The organism is Oerskovia enterophila (assembly GCF_044748475.1).
In the GTDB taxonomy this organism is placed as follows: Bacteria; Actinomycetota; Actinomycetes; order Actinomycetales; family Cellulomonadaceae; genus Oerskovia; species Oerskovia enterophila.
In genome coordinates, this window is record NZ_JBIVFZ010000002.1 from 218,826 (window position 1) to 237,174 (window position 18,349).

11 protein-coding genes and 1 pseudogene are annotated in these 18,349 nt (G+C 68.5%); 2 read left to right on the forward strand and 10 right to left on the reverse strand.

Annotated features, from left to right (window positions below; all coding sequences use genetic code 11):
• Positions 1–3,306: a glycosyltransferase gene (locus tag ACIPWA_RS05625; RefSeq protein WP_400288690.1), complete on the reverse strand. Its 3,306-nt coding sequence runs from the start codon at positions 3,304–3,306 to the stop codon at positions 1–3.
• A 286-nt stretch (positions 3,307–3,592) separates the two neighbouring features.
• Positions 3,593–3,922: a WhiB family transcriptional regulator gene (locus ACIPWA_RS05630; RefSeq protein ID WP_056764226.1), complete on the reverse strand. Its 330-nt coding sequence runs from the start codon at positions 3,920–3,922 to the stop codon at positions 3,593–3,595.
• 154 nt (positions 3,923–4,076) lie between these two features.
• Between ACIPWA_RS05630 and ACIPWA_RS05635 the strand changes: the two genes are divergently transcribed.
• A complete protein-coding gene (locus tag ACIPWA_RS05635) occupies positions 4,077–4,877 on the forward strand; it encodes a TIGR03089 family protein (RefSeq protein ID WP_400288691.1) in 801 nt (266 codons plus the stop codon).
• Positions 4,878–4,942: 65 nt separating this feature from the next.
• Here the strand turns inward: ACIPWA_RS05635 and ACIPWA_RS05640 are convergent, their stop codons facing one another.
• The 6 genes and pseudogenes from ACIPWA_RS05640 to ACIPWA_RS05665 all read right to left on the reverse strand — a co-directional run bounded on the left by ACIPWA_RS05640 (position 4,943) and on the right by ACIPWA_RS05665 (position 11,221).
• Complete coding sequence (locus ACIPWA_RS05640; RefSeq protein WP_400288692.1) at positions 4,943–5,662, reverse strand: ABC transporter ATP-binding protein; 720 nt, start codon at positions 5,660–5,662, stop codon at positions 4,943–4,945.
• Positions 5,662–6,531: an ABC transporter permease gene (locus tag ACIPWA_RS05645; RefSeq protein ID WP_400288693.1), complete on the reverse strand. Its 870-nt coding sequence runs from the start codon at positions 6,529–6,531 to the stop codon at positions 5,662–5,664. Before ACIPWA_RS05645 ends, ACIPWA_RS05640 begins: the two co-directional genes overlap by 1 nt.
• Positions 6,528–8,486 carry a glycosyltransferase gene (locus tag ACIPWA_RS05650; protein ID WP_400288694.1) on the reverse strand — a complete coding sequence of 653 codons (1,959 nt, stop codon included), beginning with the start codon at positions 8,484–8,486 and terminating at the stop codon, positions 6,528–6,530. Before ACIPWA_RS05650 ends, ACIPWA_RS05645 begins: the two co-directional genes overlap by 4 nt.
• Positions 8,483–9,682, reverse strand: a pseudogene (gene glf / locus ACIPWA_RS05655) (UDP-galactopyranose mutase); the annotation flags it as partial. The pseudogene glf and the gene ACIPWA_RS05650, both read right to left, overlap by 4 nt.
• A gap of 142 nt (positions 9,683–9,824) precedes the next feature.
• Positions 9,825–10,787 (reverse strand): glycosyltransferase family 2 protein, encoded by a 963-nt coding sequence (locus tag ACIPWA_RS05660; RefSeq protein WP_400288696.1) that lies wholly within the window; start codon positions 10,785–10,787, stop codon positions 9,825–9,827.
• The gene (locus tag ACIPWA_RS05665; protein WP_400288697.1) at positions 10,784–11,221 is read right to left on the reverse strand and encodes a GtrA family protein; all 438 of its coding nucleotides are present in this window, start codon (positions 11,219–11,221) and stop codon (positions 10,784–10,786) included. Before ACIPWA_RS05665 ends, ACIPWA_RS05660 begins: the two co-directional genes overlap by 4 nt.
• Here ACIPWA_RS05665 and ACIPWA_RS05670 point away from each other — a divergent pair.
• Complete coding sequence (locus ACIPWA_RS05670; RefSeq protein WP_400288698.1) at positions 11,201–13,354, forward strand: SpoIID/LytB domain-containing protein; 2,154 nt, start codon at positions 11,201–11,203, stop codon at positions 13,352–13,354. The two genes, ACIPWA_RS05665 and ACIPWA_RS05670, sit on opposite strands and share 21 nt — an antisense overlap.
• Before the next feature lie 7 nt (positions 13,355–13,361).
• Here ACIPWA_RS05670 and ACIPWA_RS05675 read toward each other — a convergent pair whose 3' ends face one another.
• Both ACIPWA_RS05675 and ACIPWA_RS05680 read right to left on the reverse strand, forming a co-directional pair.
• Positions 13,362–15,413 (reverse strand): DUF6541 family protein, encoded by a 2,052-nt coding sequence (locus tag ACIPWA_RS05675; protein WP_400288700.1) that lies wholly within the window; start codon positions 15,411–15,413, stop codon positions 13,362–13,364.
• Between the two features lie 97 nt (positions 15,414–15,510).
• Entirely contained in the window at positions 15,511–18,294 is a 2,784-nt protein-coding gene (locus ACIPWA_RS05680; RefSeq protein WP_400288701.1) for an FG-GAP-like repeat-containing protein, read from the reverse strand.
• Between the last annotated feature and the right edge of the window lie 55 nt (positions 18,295–18,349).

Here is an 18,349-nt window from a genome sequence, read left to right on the forward strand (position 1 = left end):
CTACCTCGTTCCGGTCCGACGACGTCCCACCGGCACGGCGAGGAGCACGAAGATCAGCAGGGTGACCCCGGCGGCGATGAGCCACGGGAGCCGGTGCGCGGGGTCGTGCTCGATGCTCAGGAACCCGCCGTCCGGGCCGAGCAGGAAAGCCTGGCGCCCGTCGACCTCGGCGCGTGGGAGGTTCCGGCCGTCGAGCGTCGCCGTCCACCCGGGGTCGGCCGTCTCGGCGAGCACTACGGCGCGCGTCTGCGCACCGGGGTCGACCCGGGTCGCCACGGTCTTGTCGTCGGCCGGGAGGGAACGCTCGACGGAGACCGCCTCGCTCGCCTCGTCCCCCGCGGCCGGGGTCGCGGGTAGGGCGTCGACGACGCGCGCCCAGGCGGGCGCGTCGGTCTCCGCCGGGCCCGGCGCGACGCGCCACAGCACGCCCGACTGCCCCTCGGTCACGCGCTCGAGGCCCGGCACCATGTCGAGCCGGGCGACGAGCTCGGCGCGCTCACGTGCGGTCGTCGGGTCGGGGGCCGGCTCGGCGGGGATCAGCACCGCCCCCACCGCCAGGTCGGCGAGCCCGGTGGCGGCGTCGGCCGAGCTCCCGGAGGCCATGGCGGCGACGAGGTCAGGGACGGGCCCTTGAGCGAACGACGGGTCGCCCATGGCGTGGACGTGGACGACGCTCGACGAGTCGATCATCTGCGGACCGTCGCCACGGAGCAGCGCGTACTCGAGCACCCCACCGGGCCCCAGCTCGATCGAGAGCACGCGCACCTCGCGCTCGGAGTCCTGCATCTGCTGGCCCACCCTGGGCACGACGGGTTCGGTCGTGACGGTCAGGTCGCCGACGGCACCGTCCTGCTCGGTCGCGGACAGCACCCACGAAGTGAGCGACGCCGCGGGGACAGCGAGCGCGACGAGCGCCAGCAGCCCGACGGCGCCGGCCCGCCATCCGGCACGCGCGCGGCCCCCCGGGGCCGCCGTCACGGCCGGACGGGCAGGGCGACGCAGGGCCGGTGCACCGAGCAGCGCGGCCCCCAGGAGCGCCAGGAGGACCACCGAGACCCCGATCCCGGGCCATCCCGTGATCGCGCCGTGCTCCCCGACCGCGACCTCCACGGAGCCCGCTACGACAGCCGTCACGAGGCCGAGCGCAGCGACGAACCAGGCGCTCACGACGGCTGCTCCTCGACGACGGAACAGCGCCACGAGCGCGAGGGTGGCGACGAGCACGCCGGTGGCGAGCGGCGCCCAGCGGGCAGCCTCCCCCAGGGCGCCGGCGTCCAGGTCGAACCATGCGGCGGCCTCGACGGGCTGCCCGAGAAGCTGCTGCCAGGCAGGTGCGGCCACGGCCTGCACGGGAGCTCCGGGGTCCGCGAACAGGAGTCGCCATCCTCCGTCGTCCCAGGTCGTGACGACGCGCCCCCAGAAGGGGGCGAGCAGGACGATCGACGGGAGGAGCACCAGGAGGAGGTACCGACGGTGCTGTGCGGCGGCCACGGCGACGACAGCCAGCGCGAGGGCGGCGACCGGGAGCAGCACGGGCGCACCGCACACCGCGACGAGCAGCGCGAGGGCCGCCGCGGCGGCCGCCCCGATGGATCCCTGGCGCCGGCGCCGGGCCGTGCGGACCACGCGGGGGGCCGTCGGCGTCGCGCCGGCCTCGACCACGGACCTGGTCACGAGCGCGGGGGCAACCTCGTCGCGGGCATGGACACCGAGCGCCCGCAGCACCCCGAGGGCGACCCAGGGAAGCGCGGCGTGGGCGACGAGGGCTCCCAGCCTGCCGTCGCCGAGTGCGATCACGAGCGAGGGTGCCGCGACCCAGACCACGGTCGCCCAGGCACGCAACCACACCGAGCGCGTGACGCCACCCGCGGCGAACCACGCTCCGAGCCCCGCGACGAGGAACGACGTCACCACGAGCACGCCGAGCACAGGCTGCGCAACGCCTCCGCCGAGGAGCGAGGCCGACAGCAGGAGGGACGTGAACGGGTCGGCCGGACCGGCAGCCCCCATCCCGTCCGCGATCCAGCCACCGGTGGCCGCCTGCCAGGTCTCGGCGAGACGGCCCTGCGCGGGCAGGAGCGCTCCGCCGACGAACCGGCCCCCTGCGCCGAGCACGGAGAGCAGCGGGCCGAACACGACCGCGGTCACCCCGAGCAGGGCGACCACGACCACCGAGAGCATCGCGCGTCGACGACGGGCCAGGGTCCGCAGCTCGGCCCGTTCGAGATCCGTCGGAGCCTCGACGGTCCTGCTCAGCTCGGCGTGCGCGAGGCGGTGGTCCCGGCGCTCCCCGAGCACGTCCCGCCAAGTCCCCCGCAGTGGCGCCAGGGCACGACGCGGGAGCACGCTCGTCCGCCGGATCCTCCTGCGGGAGCGTGCGAGCGCCCGGAAGCGGAAGACCGCCCACAACGGCGCCAGGAGCTCGTCGCGAGCCTGTCCCGGGCGCTTGACCGCGAGGCGGTACATGGCCTGGAAGGGAGCCCAGAGGATCATCGCCAGAGCCGCCGGCAGGAGCATCGGAGGGGAGACGCTGACGAGCCGCTGGTGCAGGAGGCTCCGTCGTCGCGCACCGTAGGACGCGTCGACGTCGGGAACGGGAGCTTCGTGCTCCTCGTCCCGCGGGTCCTCCTGCCGAAGTCCCAGGAGCGAGGCCTGCGCATGGCGCACGACCGCCCGAGGCACGACGACGATCCGGTGCCCGGCGAGGCGTGCCCGACGGCACAGGTCGAGGCCGTCCCCGAACACCCCGTGCTCGGGGTCGGTGCCGCCCAGCTCCAGCCAGACCGCGGTCCGCACCAGCGCGCCGGCAAGCCCGACCGCCAGGACGTCCTCCCGTGCGTCGTGCTGCCCCTGGTCGATCTCGTGCTCGTCGATGCCGGTCATCCGACGCCCCAGCGGGGAGATCGTGAAGCCGACCTCGAGGAGCAGCCCGTCGTCGTCACCGCCGGCGTCCCATCGACGCTGCTTGGCGCCTGCGACCGCGACCGTGGCGGAGTGCTCGACCGCGCGCAGCTGCTCGGCCAGGGCGCCCGGCTCGGGAGGGGAGTCGTCGTGGAGCAACCACAGCCAGGTCGGAGGTGTGTCCTCGCCGCGCGAGGCGAGGGCCGTGTCGACCGCCTGCCCGAAGGACCGGGCGTGCGGGGCCGCAAGGAAGCGTGCGCCGCCCAGGTGCAGCTCCTGGTACTCGCTCATGGCCCGGGACGTGGCCACGTCGACGACGATCACCGCGTCGGGGGCGATCGACTGCGCCCGGACCGCGTCGAGGGTCTCAGGAAGGTAGCGCGTGTGCCCCTGCGTCACGATCACGGCGGTGACCGTGACCGTCGCGGAGGACGAGCCCGCTGTTGCCACCGCGGCGTCAGCCGCCACGCCGCGTGCACGCTGCTGCGTTGCACCCGGCTGAGAGAGGGGCCCGGTCACGGTGGTGGTGTCTGAAGAAGTCATCCTGCCGTCATCATGACCCGCGTCCGTCGTGGATCGTGGGACCTCGGCTCGGCAGGTCGCGGACCCGGAGCGCTCGGGGGCGCCCCGCGCTGAGGCCCCGGTGCGACGGCGCGCGGACCCTGGACCTCCTGGGCGGGCAGGGTGCCGGTCAGACCACCCGACGCTTCAGCTTGCGGCGCTCACGCTCCGAGAGACCGCCCCAGATGCCGAACCGCTCGTCGTGCTCGAGCGCGTACTCGAGGCACTCGGAGCGCACCTCGCACCCCGTGCAGACCTTCTTCGCCTCGCGGGTCGAGCCGCCCTTCTCCGGGAAGAACGCCTCGGGGTCCGTCTGTGCGCACAGAGCGCGCTCCTGCCACCCCATGAGCGTGTCGTCCACCACCTGACCGAAGAGCGGCAGCACTGGGGCTACCGTCTCGATCGTCCGACCTGCATCCGAGGGGAATGCCCCTTGGTCCTCGCCCAGCACGTTCCACATGATGCGCCCCTTCATGCCGTTCTTTGGAAACTGCATTAGGGAAATTACACGCGTGTCATGCGCGTCCGTCAAGCCGAAATGTGCTATCGCGCCGATCCCGTGGGTGAAATCACGGAGTCCGCTGCACCGACGACCGCACCCTAGGCTGGACTCCATGGCCCTCTCCCCCGCACCCGTCGCTCACGTCGCTGACCTGCAACGTCTCATCATCCGAGACCCTGGGCGTCCCCGTGTCACCTGGTACGGCGACGACGGCGAGCGCGTGGAGCTTTCGGGAGCGGTCCTGCACAACTGGATCAACAAAACCGTCAACCTCCTCGTCGAAGAATTCGACGCTGCCCCAGGGACACGAGTCCTGCTCGACCTGCCCCCGCATTGGCGGGCGATTGTCTGGGGCCTCGCCGCATGGAGGACGGGCGCCACGCTCGTCCTCGTGCCGGACCCCGCGGTGAGCGGCGTCGTCGAGCGGGAGGAGGGGGCCGGGGTGCCCGCACTCCTCGACCTCGCGCGCGACGTCGACGTCGTCGTGACGTCCCGGCCGGCGGCCTGGACGGGGACGCGCGCACCAGTCGTCGCCGTGCCGCTCCCCGCGCTCGCCCGTCGGTTCGACGGCGACCTCCCTGCCGGTGCCATCGACGCGGGCTCGGCCGTCATGACCTACGGCGACCAGATCGGCTGGGTCGAGGAGATCGACCCGGACGCGGTCGCGCTCGAGCCGGGAGCCGTGCTCCACGGCGAGCTGGTCACGTGGGCCACCCGGCTCGGCGACGACGTCGCCCCGGGGGCGCGTGTCCTCGTCCAGGAGGGCGACGCCTCCCGTCTGCTGCGACGGACGATGCAGGTCCTGGCCGTCGACGGTTCGGTGGTCGTCCTCTCCCCCACGCTGACCGCGGTCCTCGCCCAGGACCCCGAGCGGCTCGACCGCCTGCGGACGAGCGAGCGTGTCGACGGTTGAGCACTGAGGGTCGGGCGGGCGCGCAGTGCGCGCCTGCCCGACCCTCGGCTCGTCGTCCTGGGCTGTCAGGCCCGCATCTTGTCGACCAGGGTCTTCGTGTCGCCGTCCGCGACGACGACACCCTTCTCGAGCAGGATCCCGCGGTCGCACAACCCCGCGACCATGTCGAGGTCGTGGCTCACGATGACGAGCGTGCGGCCCTCGTCGCGCAGCTGACGCACCCGATCCAGGCACTTGCGCTGGAAGGGTTCGTCCCCCACGGCAAGGACCTCGTCGATCAGGAAGACCTCCGGATCCGAGTGGACCGCCACCGCGAAGGCCAGTCGGATGAACATGCCCGACGAATAGAACTTCACCTCGGTGTCGATGAACTTCTCGATCTCGCTGAAAGCCACGATCTCGTCGAAGCGCTGCTCGACCTGGGACTGGCTGAGCCCCAGGATCGCGGCGTTGAGATAGACGTTCTCCCGGCCCGTCAGGTCCGGGTGGAACCCGGCCCCGACCTCGATCAGGCCTGCCACCCTGCCTCGCGTGCCGACGGTCCCCGCGTCCGGACGCAGGACCCCGGAGATCAGCTTCAGCAGAGTCGACTTGCCCGACCCGTTGAACCCGAGCAGTGCGACCGTCTCACCTTCCTCGATCTCGAACGAGACGTCATCGAGCGCGAGAAAGGTGTCCGACAGGTCGCGGCCGCGTACCGCGGAGACCATCAGTTCCTTCAGCGAACGGTTGTGACGCAGCGTGAAGCGCTTCTGCAGGTTGGCGATCTCGATGGATGTGGACATCACAGCTCCTGAGCGAAGCGCCCCTCGAGGCGCCTGAAGACGGTCTGACCGACCACGACGGTCCCGAGCGAGACCAGCACGGCGATCCCTGCGAAGAGCCACATGTTGGGCGGCATGAGGATCGGGGGCGAAGCACTCGCCCCGGCCGTCGCCGGGAACCAGAAGCAGTAGTGGAACAGCTCGACTGCCGCAGTGAGCGGGTTGAGCTGATAGACGGTGAAGAGCCAGCCGGGCAGGACCTTCTCGACCATCTCCCACTGGTACAGCACGGGCGAGGCCCACGTCGCGACCATCGCGATCAGGTCGACGAAGTTCTCGGCGTCCCGGTAGAGCACGTTGACCGCTCCGAAGAGAAGCCCCAGACCCAGCGAGAGCATCGCGACGATCAGGAACCCGACGACGCCCGCGAAGAGCTCGGTCGGCCCCGGCCGCCATCCCGCGATCAACGTGCCGATGAGCAAGACGACCAGCTGCGGGAAGAAGTGGACGGCCGAGACCCACAACGACGCCACGGGGAACAGCTCTCGCGGCAGGTAGATCTTCCGAACCAGGGGCGCGTTCCACACCACGGACCGGGTGGCGTTCCCGAAGCCCTCGCTGAAGAAGTTGATCACCACGATGCCCGAGAACAGGTAGATCGCGTAGTCCTCGATCTGCCCGCTGAGCCGCATGAAGAGGCCGAGCGCAACGAAGTAGACCAGGAACTGGACCGCAGGCTTGACGTACGACCAAGCCATCCCGAGGACGGATCCTCGGTACCGGACCCTGAGCTCCTTGCGGACGATCAACTTCAAGAGATAGCGCCGGTTGAAGACGTCAAGAAGTCCGCGGCCGTACCCAGGAGTTGTCAGCGGTACCTCTGCGCTCACGACTCTTCCTGCTGGGTACGCTCGAACGTGCGCTTCCACGCGTCCTGCCCCACCAGCTCAGGAAGGGCGTCCTTGTAGTCCTGCGCAAGGGTCGTCCATTCGCGAAGAACTCTCTCGTGGATGAGGATGCTGCGCTGCAGGAGATCTCTGAAAGCTTCTGGCTTGCGCTTGTACCACGCTGCGCCCGAGCCGTCGGCCGTCGAGACGACCGCTGAGTCGAACTGCGAGAGCATCCACCACTTGGCATCCATCGCGGCGATCTCCGACTCCGGATGAGTCCGGCTCAGCGGCTTCACCGGGCGCACAGCCTTGAGCATCCCCATGGCGGCCATCGCGTAGGTGCCGAACCTTCCTTCGGGAAGGTGCACCACCTCTCCGCGCTTGGACACCTTGCTCCTGCGGGCGACGGGGAAGGCTGACGGCTCCTTCTCGACGCGCGAGTCGTCGAACTCCGATCGCGTCCGACGGATCGCGGCCAGCCTGCTGTCCAGCTGCTCGTGCATGTGGCGAGGGCCGTCGAGCAGGTCCTCCAGCGCCTCGATCCGTAGCTCTGCCACCGAGTACTGAGCAGCGAGCAGGTGCTTGACCTGATGGAACATGCTCTCGCGGACGAGCCGTCCTCCGTGCTCGAACGGAGAGTGGATGAGCGCTGAGGCGAACCTGTTCCGCTGGTGGTAGTAGGACTGCCAGTCCAGGCTGTCGTCCTTGTCGGTCCACGGCACGTGCCACACCGCGACCCCTGGGAGCGTCACGGTCGGAACACCGGCCGCACGGGCTCGGAGACCGTACTCGGCGTCGTCCCACTTGATGAAGAACGGCAACGACAGACCAAGCTCGCGGATGACGGCCGTGGGGATGAGAGTCATCCACCAACCGTTGTAGTCCACATCGACACGCCGGTGGAGGCTCGGGGTCGAACGAAGCGAGGACTCGTTCAGGTGGTGCCCGTCAGTGTCCTCGAGAACCGGTCCCCACCAGAAACGCCACTGGTTGATGCGCTCGCCCATCGAATGGAGGTACGAGCGGTCGTACATGGAGAACATGTGACCACCGACGATGGTGGGACGCCGAGCGAAGTCGGCGAACGTCACCGCCCGGAGGATGCCCTCCGGCTCTGCCCGGACGTCGTCGTCCGAGATGAGGTGGTAGGTGCTCTTCCCCGCGTCGAGAGTCTCGCTCATACCCCGCGAGAACCCGCCGGAACCTCCCAGGTTCGCCTGGCGGATCATCCGCAGGCGGCCCCCCAGTCCCTCCTCGGAGTCCTCGAACCCCTCGACGTCCTCGGGGTGCTGGTTTCCCTGGTCCACCACGGTGACCTGGTCGAGGATGGACAGCAGTGCGTCGTCGGCACCGAGCTGCCCCAGGAGCTCGACGACGTCGACAGGGCGGTTGAGCGTCGTGATGCCCACCGTCACGGTACCGATCTCTCGGTCGCTGTCCGTCTCCCACTGAGCTTCCTCGAGCACGGCACCCTGCTGGTCGGCGACGACGTCGAACCAGTACCAGCCGCCGTCCGCGAAGGACGTCAGAGGAAGGTCGAAGGTGAGGCGTGTCGACTCGCTCTCCCCGAATCGCTCCCCCTCGACGCGGTAGATGTTCCCGCGCGCGTTCGAACGGTAGACCGAGATCGAGCCCGCTCCGGAGAGCGTCAGGCGGAGGCGCACCGACGTGACGACGGTCCACCGACGCCAGTAGCTCGCCGGGAACGCGTTGAAGTACGTGCCGAACGAGGTGCGCTCGAGAGGCTGTACCTGGTACCTGCGACGAGACAGAACCTGCTCGATCCCCTGAGGCCCGGCGGGCCCCGAGTGCGATGTACGTTCCTTGCCGTCCGAGCCGACGCTCACGACCGGTTGGCCCTGACGCCCTTCGACGTACAGAGGGAGGATGTCCTGATCAGGCTCGAGCGGGAGGACGACCCGCTGGAGAACCCGAACACCGCCGCTGCTGCTCATGCGTCCACACCGCCGCTCTCCAGGGTCGAGGAACCGGTGAAGTACGGAGCGAGCTTGTTGTCGACCATCGACAGCGCAGCGCCGATCGCCATGTGCATGTCCAGGTACTTGTAGGTGCCCAGACGCCCGCCGAACAGCACGTCCTTCTCGCCCGCTGCGAGGTCACGGTAGGCGAGCAGCCGCTCGCGGTCGGTCGCCGTGTTGATCGGGTAGTACGGCTCGTCGGACTTCTCGGCGAACCTCGAGAACTCCCTCATGATGACCGTCTTGTCGCTCGGGTACGCACGCTCCGGGTGGAAGTGTCGGAACTCGTGGATCCGCGTGTACGGAACGTCAGCGTCCGCGTAGTTCATGACCGAGGTGCCCTGGAAGTCTCCCACCGGAAGGACCTCCTGCTCGAAGTCCAGGGTCCGCCACGAGAGATCGCCCTCTGCGTAGTCGAAGTACTTGTCGACCGGACCGGTATAGACGACCGGCACGTTCCCGACGACGTTCGACTTGTTGACCGGCTGGCTCTCGTCGAAGAAGTCGACACCGAGGCGCACCTCGATGTTCTTGTGGTCGGCCATGCGCTCGATCCACGCCGTGTAGCCGTCGACGGGCAGACCCTCGTGCGTGTCGTTGAAGTAGCGGTTGTCGTACGTGTAGCGGACGGGCAGACGCGAGATGATGCTGGCGGGGAGCTCCGTGGGGTCCGTCTGCCACTGCTTGGCCGTGTAGTCACGGATGAACGCCTCGTAGAGCGGACGCCCGATCAGGGAGACACCCTGCTCGTCCAGGTTCGCGGGCTTCTTGTCGCCCAGCTCGGCCGACAGCTCCTTGACGAGCGCGCGCGCAGCGTCAGGACCGTGTGCCGACCGGAAGAACTGATTGATCGTCCCGAGGTTGATCGGCATCGGGAAGACCTCACCACGGTGCGTGGTATAGACCTTGTGCACGTAGTCGGTGAAGGCGGTGAAGCGGTTGACGTACTCCCAGACCCGCTCGTTCGAGGTGTGGAAGAGGTGCGCACCGTAGCGGTGGACCTCGATTCCCGTCTCGCTCTCCGCTTCGCTGTACGCATTGCCACCGATGTGACTCCGCCGGTCGATGACGAGGACCTTCCTGCCATGCTCCTCGGCCAACCGCTCTGCCACGGTCAACCCGAAGAAGCCCGACCCTACGACGACAAGATCCGCGTCCACACATACTCCTAAGTCTTTGAAGCCAGCCGAGCCAGCCTAGCGCTCGCGGGCCATGGCCCATCACACGGCAACCGCAAGTCAGACGATCAACACAAGACGTTCACTCCAGGTCCGACGGCCGTCGGCGTGGCCGACGGCCGGCTCGACCGCGTCGCTACTCGAAGGGCTGGAGCGTCGGCTTGTCTGGGCTCTCCTGGATGTCGAGCTGCAAGGAGCTCACCAGCATCTGTACCCCGAGAACGAAGGGTGTCACGGCCAGCAGCACGGTCCCAGCCGTCGCCGGGGTCGAGTTCCACGTCGCCGCGACCATCCAGGTCCCCGCGACCAGACCGATCGTCGTCAGCAGGATGCCCATGAGGAGCAGGAGGGCGACCGGCGAGAAGGACCAGAGGACATAGCGGTACCAGACTCTGTACCAGTAGCCCCGGAAGAGGAGGCTGAGCAGCTCCGGCACGACCTTCCCGAGCCTGATGCTGGAGACCTCGCTGCCGTAGACGGCGGGAATCGGGACGTCGACGGCCGAGGTCCCTGCCACGTTCAGGTGAATGAGGAAGTCGTTCTCGAAGCTGTAGCGCTCTGCCACGCGATCCAGCGGAACCTGCGCCAGGACGGACGTACGGACGGCCGTATAGCCGTTCTGCGGGTCGAAGAGGTGCCAGTAGCCCGAAGCGAACTTCGTCATGAAGGAAAGGACGATGTTGCCGAAGACGCGATATCCGGGCATCCCGTCATAGGAGTCGGGACGGAAGAAGCGATTCGCCTTGGCGAACCCGTACCCACCAGCAGTCACCTTGTCGAGGAGGTCCGGCAGGTAGCGAGGGTCCATCTGGGCGTCGCCCGCCATGACCACGTTCACGTCTGCGCCGAGCTCGACGGCAGCCTTGTGCCCGGTCACGATCGATCCGCCGACGCCCTTGTTGACCTCGTGGCGGATCAGGGTGACCCGATCGTCGTCGTACGTGCGCACCACGTCCGAGGTGCCGTCGGGGCTGCAGTCGTCGACGATGACGATGTGATCCACGTAGTCGGGCATGGTGGAGATCACCGTGCCGATCATCGACTCTTCCTTGAAGGCCGGTACCACCGCAGCAATTCTGGCGCCCTTGTACATCGTCATCTCTCCTCAGTTGTCGGCGTCTCCACGGCGGGCGGCAAGGTGTTCGCACTCGGCCCCGCACTGAAGACCCAGTAGCGATACACGAAATAGTTCCAGACGGTCTGGCCGGCCGTGACTGCGAGTTTCCCTGTCGCGAAGCCCCAGCCCGCGCGCTCGAACAGCTCGACGACAAGGATGTTGATCGCCGAGTTCACCCCGAGCAGCACGCAATAGCGAATGAGGGCGCGCCCGGTCGGTGTCTGTCCACCGAAGGCGAAGCGCCGCTGCAGCGTGAAGTTGAAGGCGAAGCTTCCCCAGAAGCCGATACCCGTCGCTACCCACAGAGGAGCACCGAAGACTCTGTAGGCGAGCGTCAGCAGCCCGAGGTCGAGCAGGAACGCGGCCCCACCGACACCGAGGTACCGAACCGCTGAGTGCTGCAGGAGCCTGCTCACTCGGGACGTCCCGTGACTCACTCGGAACTCACTCTCGTCGTCAGACCGGATGGCCGGCCAGAACTCTCGACGCCATGCAGAACGCACCGCGTCGCCGTACTCTGGGGAGTCGGTCCCTTGCGTCTGGAGGCTCCCATGCGCCGAAGCCAGAGCGTCATCGCGACGATCGTCGCGATCGCGACCCTGATGCTGGGCCAAGGCACATTTCCTGCGTCCGCGCTTGCGGCTGCAGCCGGACCGACTGAGCGATACTACCTGCCGGACAACGGAACGCTGACCATAGCCGGGAGGGGCTACGGGCACGGGCGGGGCCTGTCGCAGTACGGCGCACGGGCCGCCGCGACCCTCGGCGTCGGGTACGAAGAGATGCTCGGCTTCTACTATCCGGGTACCCAGCGCGCGCAGCGGCCGGATCCCTCGATCAGCGTGCTGATCAGCGCCGACCTCGACAACGAGGTACGGGTCCTCGCGGTCCCCGGGATGACGGCGAGCGACGGGACGACCACCGGCACCGCCATCTCCTTCGCCGGCCGGACACCACAGCTCTGGCGCGTGGTGAGACTTCCGGCGGGGTTCTACCTCGAAGGTCTGATCGACGGGGCGTGGCAACGGTGGTCCCGAGGCGCATCACCCGGATTCCTCAGCCTCGCTGCACCGTCGGGCTTCATCAGACTCGTCCTTCCCAACGGGACGCAGAAAGACTATCGAGGGACGGTGCGGGCTGTTCCTGACGGAACCTCACCCCGGCTTCGCACGGTGAACGTCGTATCGATGGAGCAGTACCTCCGCTCGGTCGTCCCCGCGGAGATGCCCGCCTCCTGGCCGGCCGACGCGCTACGAGCCCAGTCGGTGGCTGCCCGGACCTACGCCTCGTTCGAGGTCAGCCAGTCCGGGACAGGTGGCTGGCAGACGTGCGACACCACCCAGTGCCAGGTCTATCCCGGACACAAGTCCTTCTCGTCGAACGGCACCCTGACGGCCGACCACGAGTTCGCATCCACGGACTCCGCCGTCGCCGGCACCGCGCTCCAGGTCCGCAACTATGCGGGCAGACCCGCATTCACGCAGTTCAGCTCGTCGAACGGCGGATGGACCGCTGCCGGCACCCAGCCCTACCTCGTCGCCCGCGCCGACCCGTGGGACGGCATCGGCAACCCCGTGCACGCGTGGTCGGTCCGGGTACCCGTCGCCACGGTCCGACAGGCGTTCCCTGGCATCGGCACGCCACGGACGATCGACGTGCGAAGAGAAGGCCACGGGGAGTGGGGAGGCCGGGTCACCAGTGTCGTCGTCTCCGGGACCACAGGTACGACGACGACGACCGGGGCAGGGTTTCGCTCAGCGCTGGGGCTACGGAGCGACTGGTGGAAGCCCACGAGCGGCTCACGCCTCGGTTCGGACTTCACCGGTGACTCCCGCCCCGACATCCTGGCCCAGACTCCCGCCGGCGAGCTCCGCGCCTACAACGGCGACGGGCAGGGCGGGTTCACCGGCGTGTCGACGATCGGCGTCGGCTGGCACGTCATGCGACTCACCGCCCGCACCAACGACCTCATGGGTACAGGCAATCCCGACGTGCTCGCTACCGACGCGGGGGGCGGCTTGTGGCGATACCCGGCAACGGGGACGGGCAGCTTCGGAGCCCGTCAGCCCGTCGGCACCGGGTGGCAGAACATGCGAGCTCTCGTGGCGCCTGGCGATGTCGACCGGGACGGTCGAGCAGACCTGCTGGCGATCGATGCCGGTGGATCCATGTGGCTCTACCGTTGGACAGGGACAGCGTTCGCGCCTCGTACGCTGGTCGGCCCCGGCTGGCAAGCCATGACGGCCGTGCTCGGTGCGGGAGACTGGAACGCTGACGGCAAGGTCGACGTGATCGCTCGAGACTCGAGCGGGCGACTGCTGCTGTACCGAGGCGACGGGGTCGGCGGCTTCGACCCGGTCAAGATCGGCGAAGGGTGGCAGTCGATGCGGCTGATCGGTGCGTCTGCCGACTGGGACGGCGACGGCCGCCCGGACCTCGTCGCCGCCGGGGGCGACGGCATCCTCTACCTGTACCCATGGACCGGCTCCGGATTCGGCCCGCGCCATGCCATCGGCACCGGTTGGGCGAGCATCGCGCGGATCTTCTGATCAGCGGTCAGACGCACACAGCGTTCCTGTCGGCCAGCGCGTCAGGATCCTTGCTCTCCCAGATACCCGGGACACCGTCCCGGTGCACCTGGTTCTCCCTCGCCTGGTCCAGCATCTGTTGTCCGTCGCCGACCGACGCCCAGTCGATCTCGTAGATGCGTGCGTCCGAATTCCCGGCAACGAGACGAAGCGCCTCGACGTCGTCGAGGTCCTCGAGTCCGGACGGCTGATCGAGGTACTGCCGGATCAAGCCTGTGCCGACGTAGACGTGGGTGATTCCCAGCTCCGCCGCAGCCCGACGCACCTCAGGATCGTCGTCGAAGTCGTTGAAGTGTTCCAGGAGCAGTTCCTGGCGAAGAGTCGGGATCACTTCGAAGTGGCGCATCATGGGCATCCGGTTGGACAGCGCGAACATCCAGGCGGACCCGTCACAGACGTCGTTCAGCACCTGGCCGTCTGCTGGCACCACCGCCGAGAGCGCCTCCATCATCTCCCGCTCACCGTGGGTGACGGTCTCGCCAGCTCGGTACCCACGCTGCATCGACGACACGTTGCGCTGGGCGTCTCCTTGCAGGACGAGCACGAGAAGGAGCACACCCACCACCGACAGAGCACCGTTGGCGATCCGTGGGCGGGCGGTCACCCTCGCCCGCACCTGGTCGAGCGCCCACTGTCCGCCGATGCCGACGACAGGAACGGCGAGCAAGGTGGCGACACCGACGAGTCGCCATGCATCGTTGTACACGAAGGCGGTCAGCCTGGTGATGAGCTCACCGTCGGAACCTGCGGTGAACGCCGCCAGCCCGACGGCGACGATGTAGACGACGAGGTACCACCAGAGCTGCCGCCGCCGCAGCAATGCCCAGCTTCCCAGCAGGACGAGGACCGCCCAGAACCACTGAGCCATCCCGCTACCGTGCGAGAAGAGCAGCACTTCCCCGAAGGCCTGCGGGACGGTCTGATACGCGGGCCACTGGATCTCGGAGACTCGACCTGACTCACGGAGCATCTCCAGCACGAGCGGGCCCCCGAGCACGACGGCGACCAGACCGACCGGCAGCAGACCGAGGAACCGCGATCTCACCCCGGACCAGGTCCATGGCGAGGCCAGCACGACCCAGATCAGGAGCACGACCGCGGCGACCACACCGATGCTCGCATGAGCACCGAAGAGCCCGACGGCACCGATCCCGCCCACCACTCCCAGAGTCAGACTTCTCTTCTGCGCTGCCCTGAGCACCACGACCAAGAACGGACCGAGGAGCGCGAGGCCGATCACCAGAGGGATCAGTGGACCCCGGAAGAGGAGGTCGTAGGGAAACGAGCTCAGCGCCGTCGCGGCGACCGCCGCGATGGCGGCAGCACCGGCTCGTCGCGACAGGTACCAGGTCATGACGGCTGCGGACAAGGGCACCTGGAGCGCAATCACGAAGAGCTGGAAGACACCGAGGAACTCGGGGACGCCAAGGCTCGACAACGGCCACACCAGGGCCACCACAGCGTGGAAGGCGATCGGGTAGTTGCGGATCGGGGCGTCCTCGATGACCGTGTCGTAGTAGGCGAAGTTCCCGGCGAGGCCGGTGCTCCACTCCCTCGTGTCCGCGATCAACCGCACCATGTTCGCGTGCCACGGGATGTCCCAGTCCTGGTTGAGAAGCGTGAGCCCCTGAGTCGCTTGCCACCAGGTCCACGTTCCGACAACCGCACCGACTGCGATGCCAGCTGCCACGTAGAGGGCAGCACGCCCACGCGGGAGCGGCAGGGAGACCTTGGGAGGCACGGGAGCGCGCTGTCTCCGGCGTCGACCCCACACCATGCGCGCACCGAAGACCAGCGCGCTCACGCCCACCAGCGACAGCGACACGCTCAGGATGTCCCATGGCATCCCGAGCATCCCTGACCAGACTCCGAGAACGGTGAAGAATCCCAGGGAGAGGACCGGACCGGCCACGACGAGGTCGAGCCACCTCAGCCCGACAGCACGCCCGAGCACCACGCCGGGGATCCACCACACAGCCAGCACAAGAAGTCCTGCCAGCACCACGTCGAGCAAGGTCACGCGTTCTCCCGGTCATCAGACGACAGGGGGCATCGTCCACCCTCCTGCAGGCAGCAGACTACCTTCCCCCGGCGTCCTCCAACGGACGTGACCTCGGCTAGGACACCGTCGCGGCCCTGGCTACGGTGCCGACCGTGCGGGTGGAGAGGAATCCCCCTCTTCCGTCACCGGCGTAGAGAAGCAGAGTGCCGTCAGCACGTTGAGCGATCAGGTCCGGCGCGCCATCCGCATTGACGTCTCCCATCCCCACGATCGCCGACATGCCGGACCAGCCAGTCCCGATGGTTCGCGGGCTGTCCAGCAGCGCGCCGCCGTTTCCCTTCCTCAGAGAAAGGACACCGCTCGAGGCATCTCGGGTGATCAGGTCCGGCGACCTGCCACCTGACCAGTGACCCGCGGAGACGATCCTGTCCACGTTGGCCGCACCGCTGGCGATCAGCAGGCGGTTCCCGAAGCCTCCCCGTCCATTCCCGGGATAGAGCCAGATACGCCCCGTGCCACGTTCGAGCGCCAGCAGCCCAGGCGTACCAGTACCGAGCCAGTCGCCCGCACCGACAACCTGGGTCATGATCTGCCATCCGGTGCCGACCCTGGTACCGGAAGCCTCGAAGCCACCGTCGCTCCGACGCTGGTGCACGTAGAGGTCCCCGTTCGTGCGACGAGTCATGATGTCCGCCCGCCCGTCGCCGTTCCAGTCCCCAGAACTGATGAGCTCAGCGACAGATGCCGCCGGAACACCCAGCGGACGGCTGGCGTCGAAGCCACCCGTACCCCTGAAGGCGTATCGGTACAGGACGCCGCCGGGCGTGACCGCGAAGAAGTCCTCTCCAGCTCCAGGACGCCCAGCGGGCAGCACCGTCGTGAAGACCTGCCAGCCGGTACCCAGGAGCGACCTACCGCCGAACCGCCCCTGCCCGTCGCCCGGGTAGAGCCACAGGTCGCCCGAGGACGAGCGAGCGACCAGGTCGACTGCCCGGTCCCCGGTGACGTCGCCGGCACCGATGATCGACGACATCCCGTTCCATCCGGGCCCGACGACCGACGTCGTGCCGAACCCACCTCGTCCGTCCCCTCGATACAGGAGCAGCACACCGTCCGCTCGTCGGGCGACCAGCGCAGGGCGCCCGTCCGACAGGTTGCCGAGCATCGAGACGGTCGTCATCTGATTCCAGCCGCTGCCGATCTGTCGGGGAACGCCGAATCCTCCGCGTCCGTCCGAGGGGTATACCCACAGAGAACCGTCGACCGACTTTCGAGCCAGCAGGTCAGGGCGGCCGTCACCGGTCCAGTCCTGCCCTCCGACGACCAGGTTCATCACCCCCCAGCCCCCACCGATCTGGACCCGGGGATCCCACGATCCGGCAGCCGTTCCTCGGTAGAGCCACAGACGTCCGGAGGCTCGCTCGAGAAGCATGAGGTCAGGATGACCGTCCCCGTTCCAGTCGCCGGGAGCGATGGTCTGCGGCCCTGGCCATCCCTGCCCGACGGCCTTGCTCGGCGCCCAGCCGGATGCGCTGGACGTCAGGAGCGCGAGCGAGTCCGTGGATCTGGTCATGAGGTCCGGGAAGCCGTCGGCCGTCAGGTCACGAACCGGGCCCCTGTCGACGCCCTGCCCCTGGAGCGAGGCGGCCGCACTGCGGATCCCCGCGAGCCTGCTGTAGATGTTCACCCCCGGGCAGGCGGTCTGCCCGACATCTCTGTGCCCGAGGACAGTCGGGCGTGAGATACCCGAGACCGTGGTCGTCGCCACCGGACTGACTCCGTGCAGACCGAGCTTCCAGGCGATCAGCGACGTCAGCGAGTTCAGAGCTGCCTGCGACGGGGCGGCCTGCTCGTAGTTGCCCATCACCGAGACACCGAAGGTCTGAGAGTTGACACCCGAGGCGTGCGCGCCGATCACCGCTCGATCTATTCCTCCGGCGCGACCTTCCCAGACCGTGCCGAACTTGTCGATCAGGAAGTTGTATCCGATGTCTCCCCACCCGCGGGAGATCGAATGGTAGCTGTAGATGCCGCGAAGGATGGAGGGCACCTGCGCTGCGGTGTAGTCGTTCGTCCCGGCAGTGTGATGAACCACCGCTGCCTTGATCGAGCCGATCTCGGGGGTCCACCGCATCAGTGACTCGTCGGCGCCCCACTCCGCGCGGGAGTGAACCCGCGGAGCGGACGCGGCCGCCGCCAGGATCTGAGCGGCTCCGGTGCCGGCATCGGTCTCGGTGCGGGAGGGCGTCGTCTCCATCCGCGTCTGCCGAACCTCACCCGCCGCTGCACCGGGCACGAGCGGCTCGGTCGCCCCGGGGTCGACGACGACCAGGCGCGCGTCGACGGGGGCCTGACCGGCGGTTCCGCGCACGGCCGCCTGGATCTCGTTGACCTCGCCGACGAGCAAGGGGTCGGTACCGTCGCGCAGCGCGCCACCGTCCGGTGGATCGTCGTCCGCGACAGTACGGACATCGAGCTCGACCGGAATCCACTCCGACCACACGTCGCCGGTCCTGGTCCGGACCCCCACCTCGGTACCGTCTGGCGCAGAGCCCGTGGCCCAGGTGACCCCGACGGTCGCGAAGCCCGAACCGTCCGCCGTCGCAGAAAGGACGACTTCGGGTGCACCGAAGGCCCCTCGGGCGCTCGGTGCGGCCTGACTCGTCGGCGACAGCGGATCGTCGCCACGCGCGACGGCGGCACCGAGCTCGCCACGGAGGACTGGGTCGACCTCCAGGGCGACCTCGTCGATCGTCGGTGTGATGGATCCGCCCTCTTGGCCGGCGTCCACCATCGTGTGCCCTGCGGCCGCCCCGCTGTTCGTGATGCTCGCCGTCCCGACGAGCATCACGAACAGCAAAGAGGTCGCGGTCTTCCGCTTCCACCAACGACGGGTCATGTTCCGCAGCCTCCCGTTCCCAGCCCGGAACCTCACCGCCACGGGCAATCTAGGT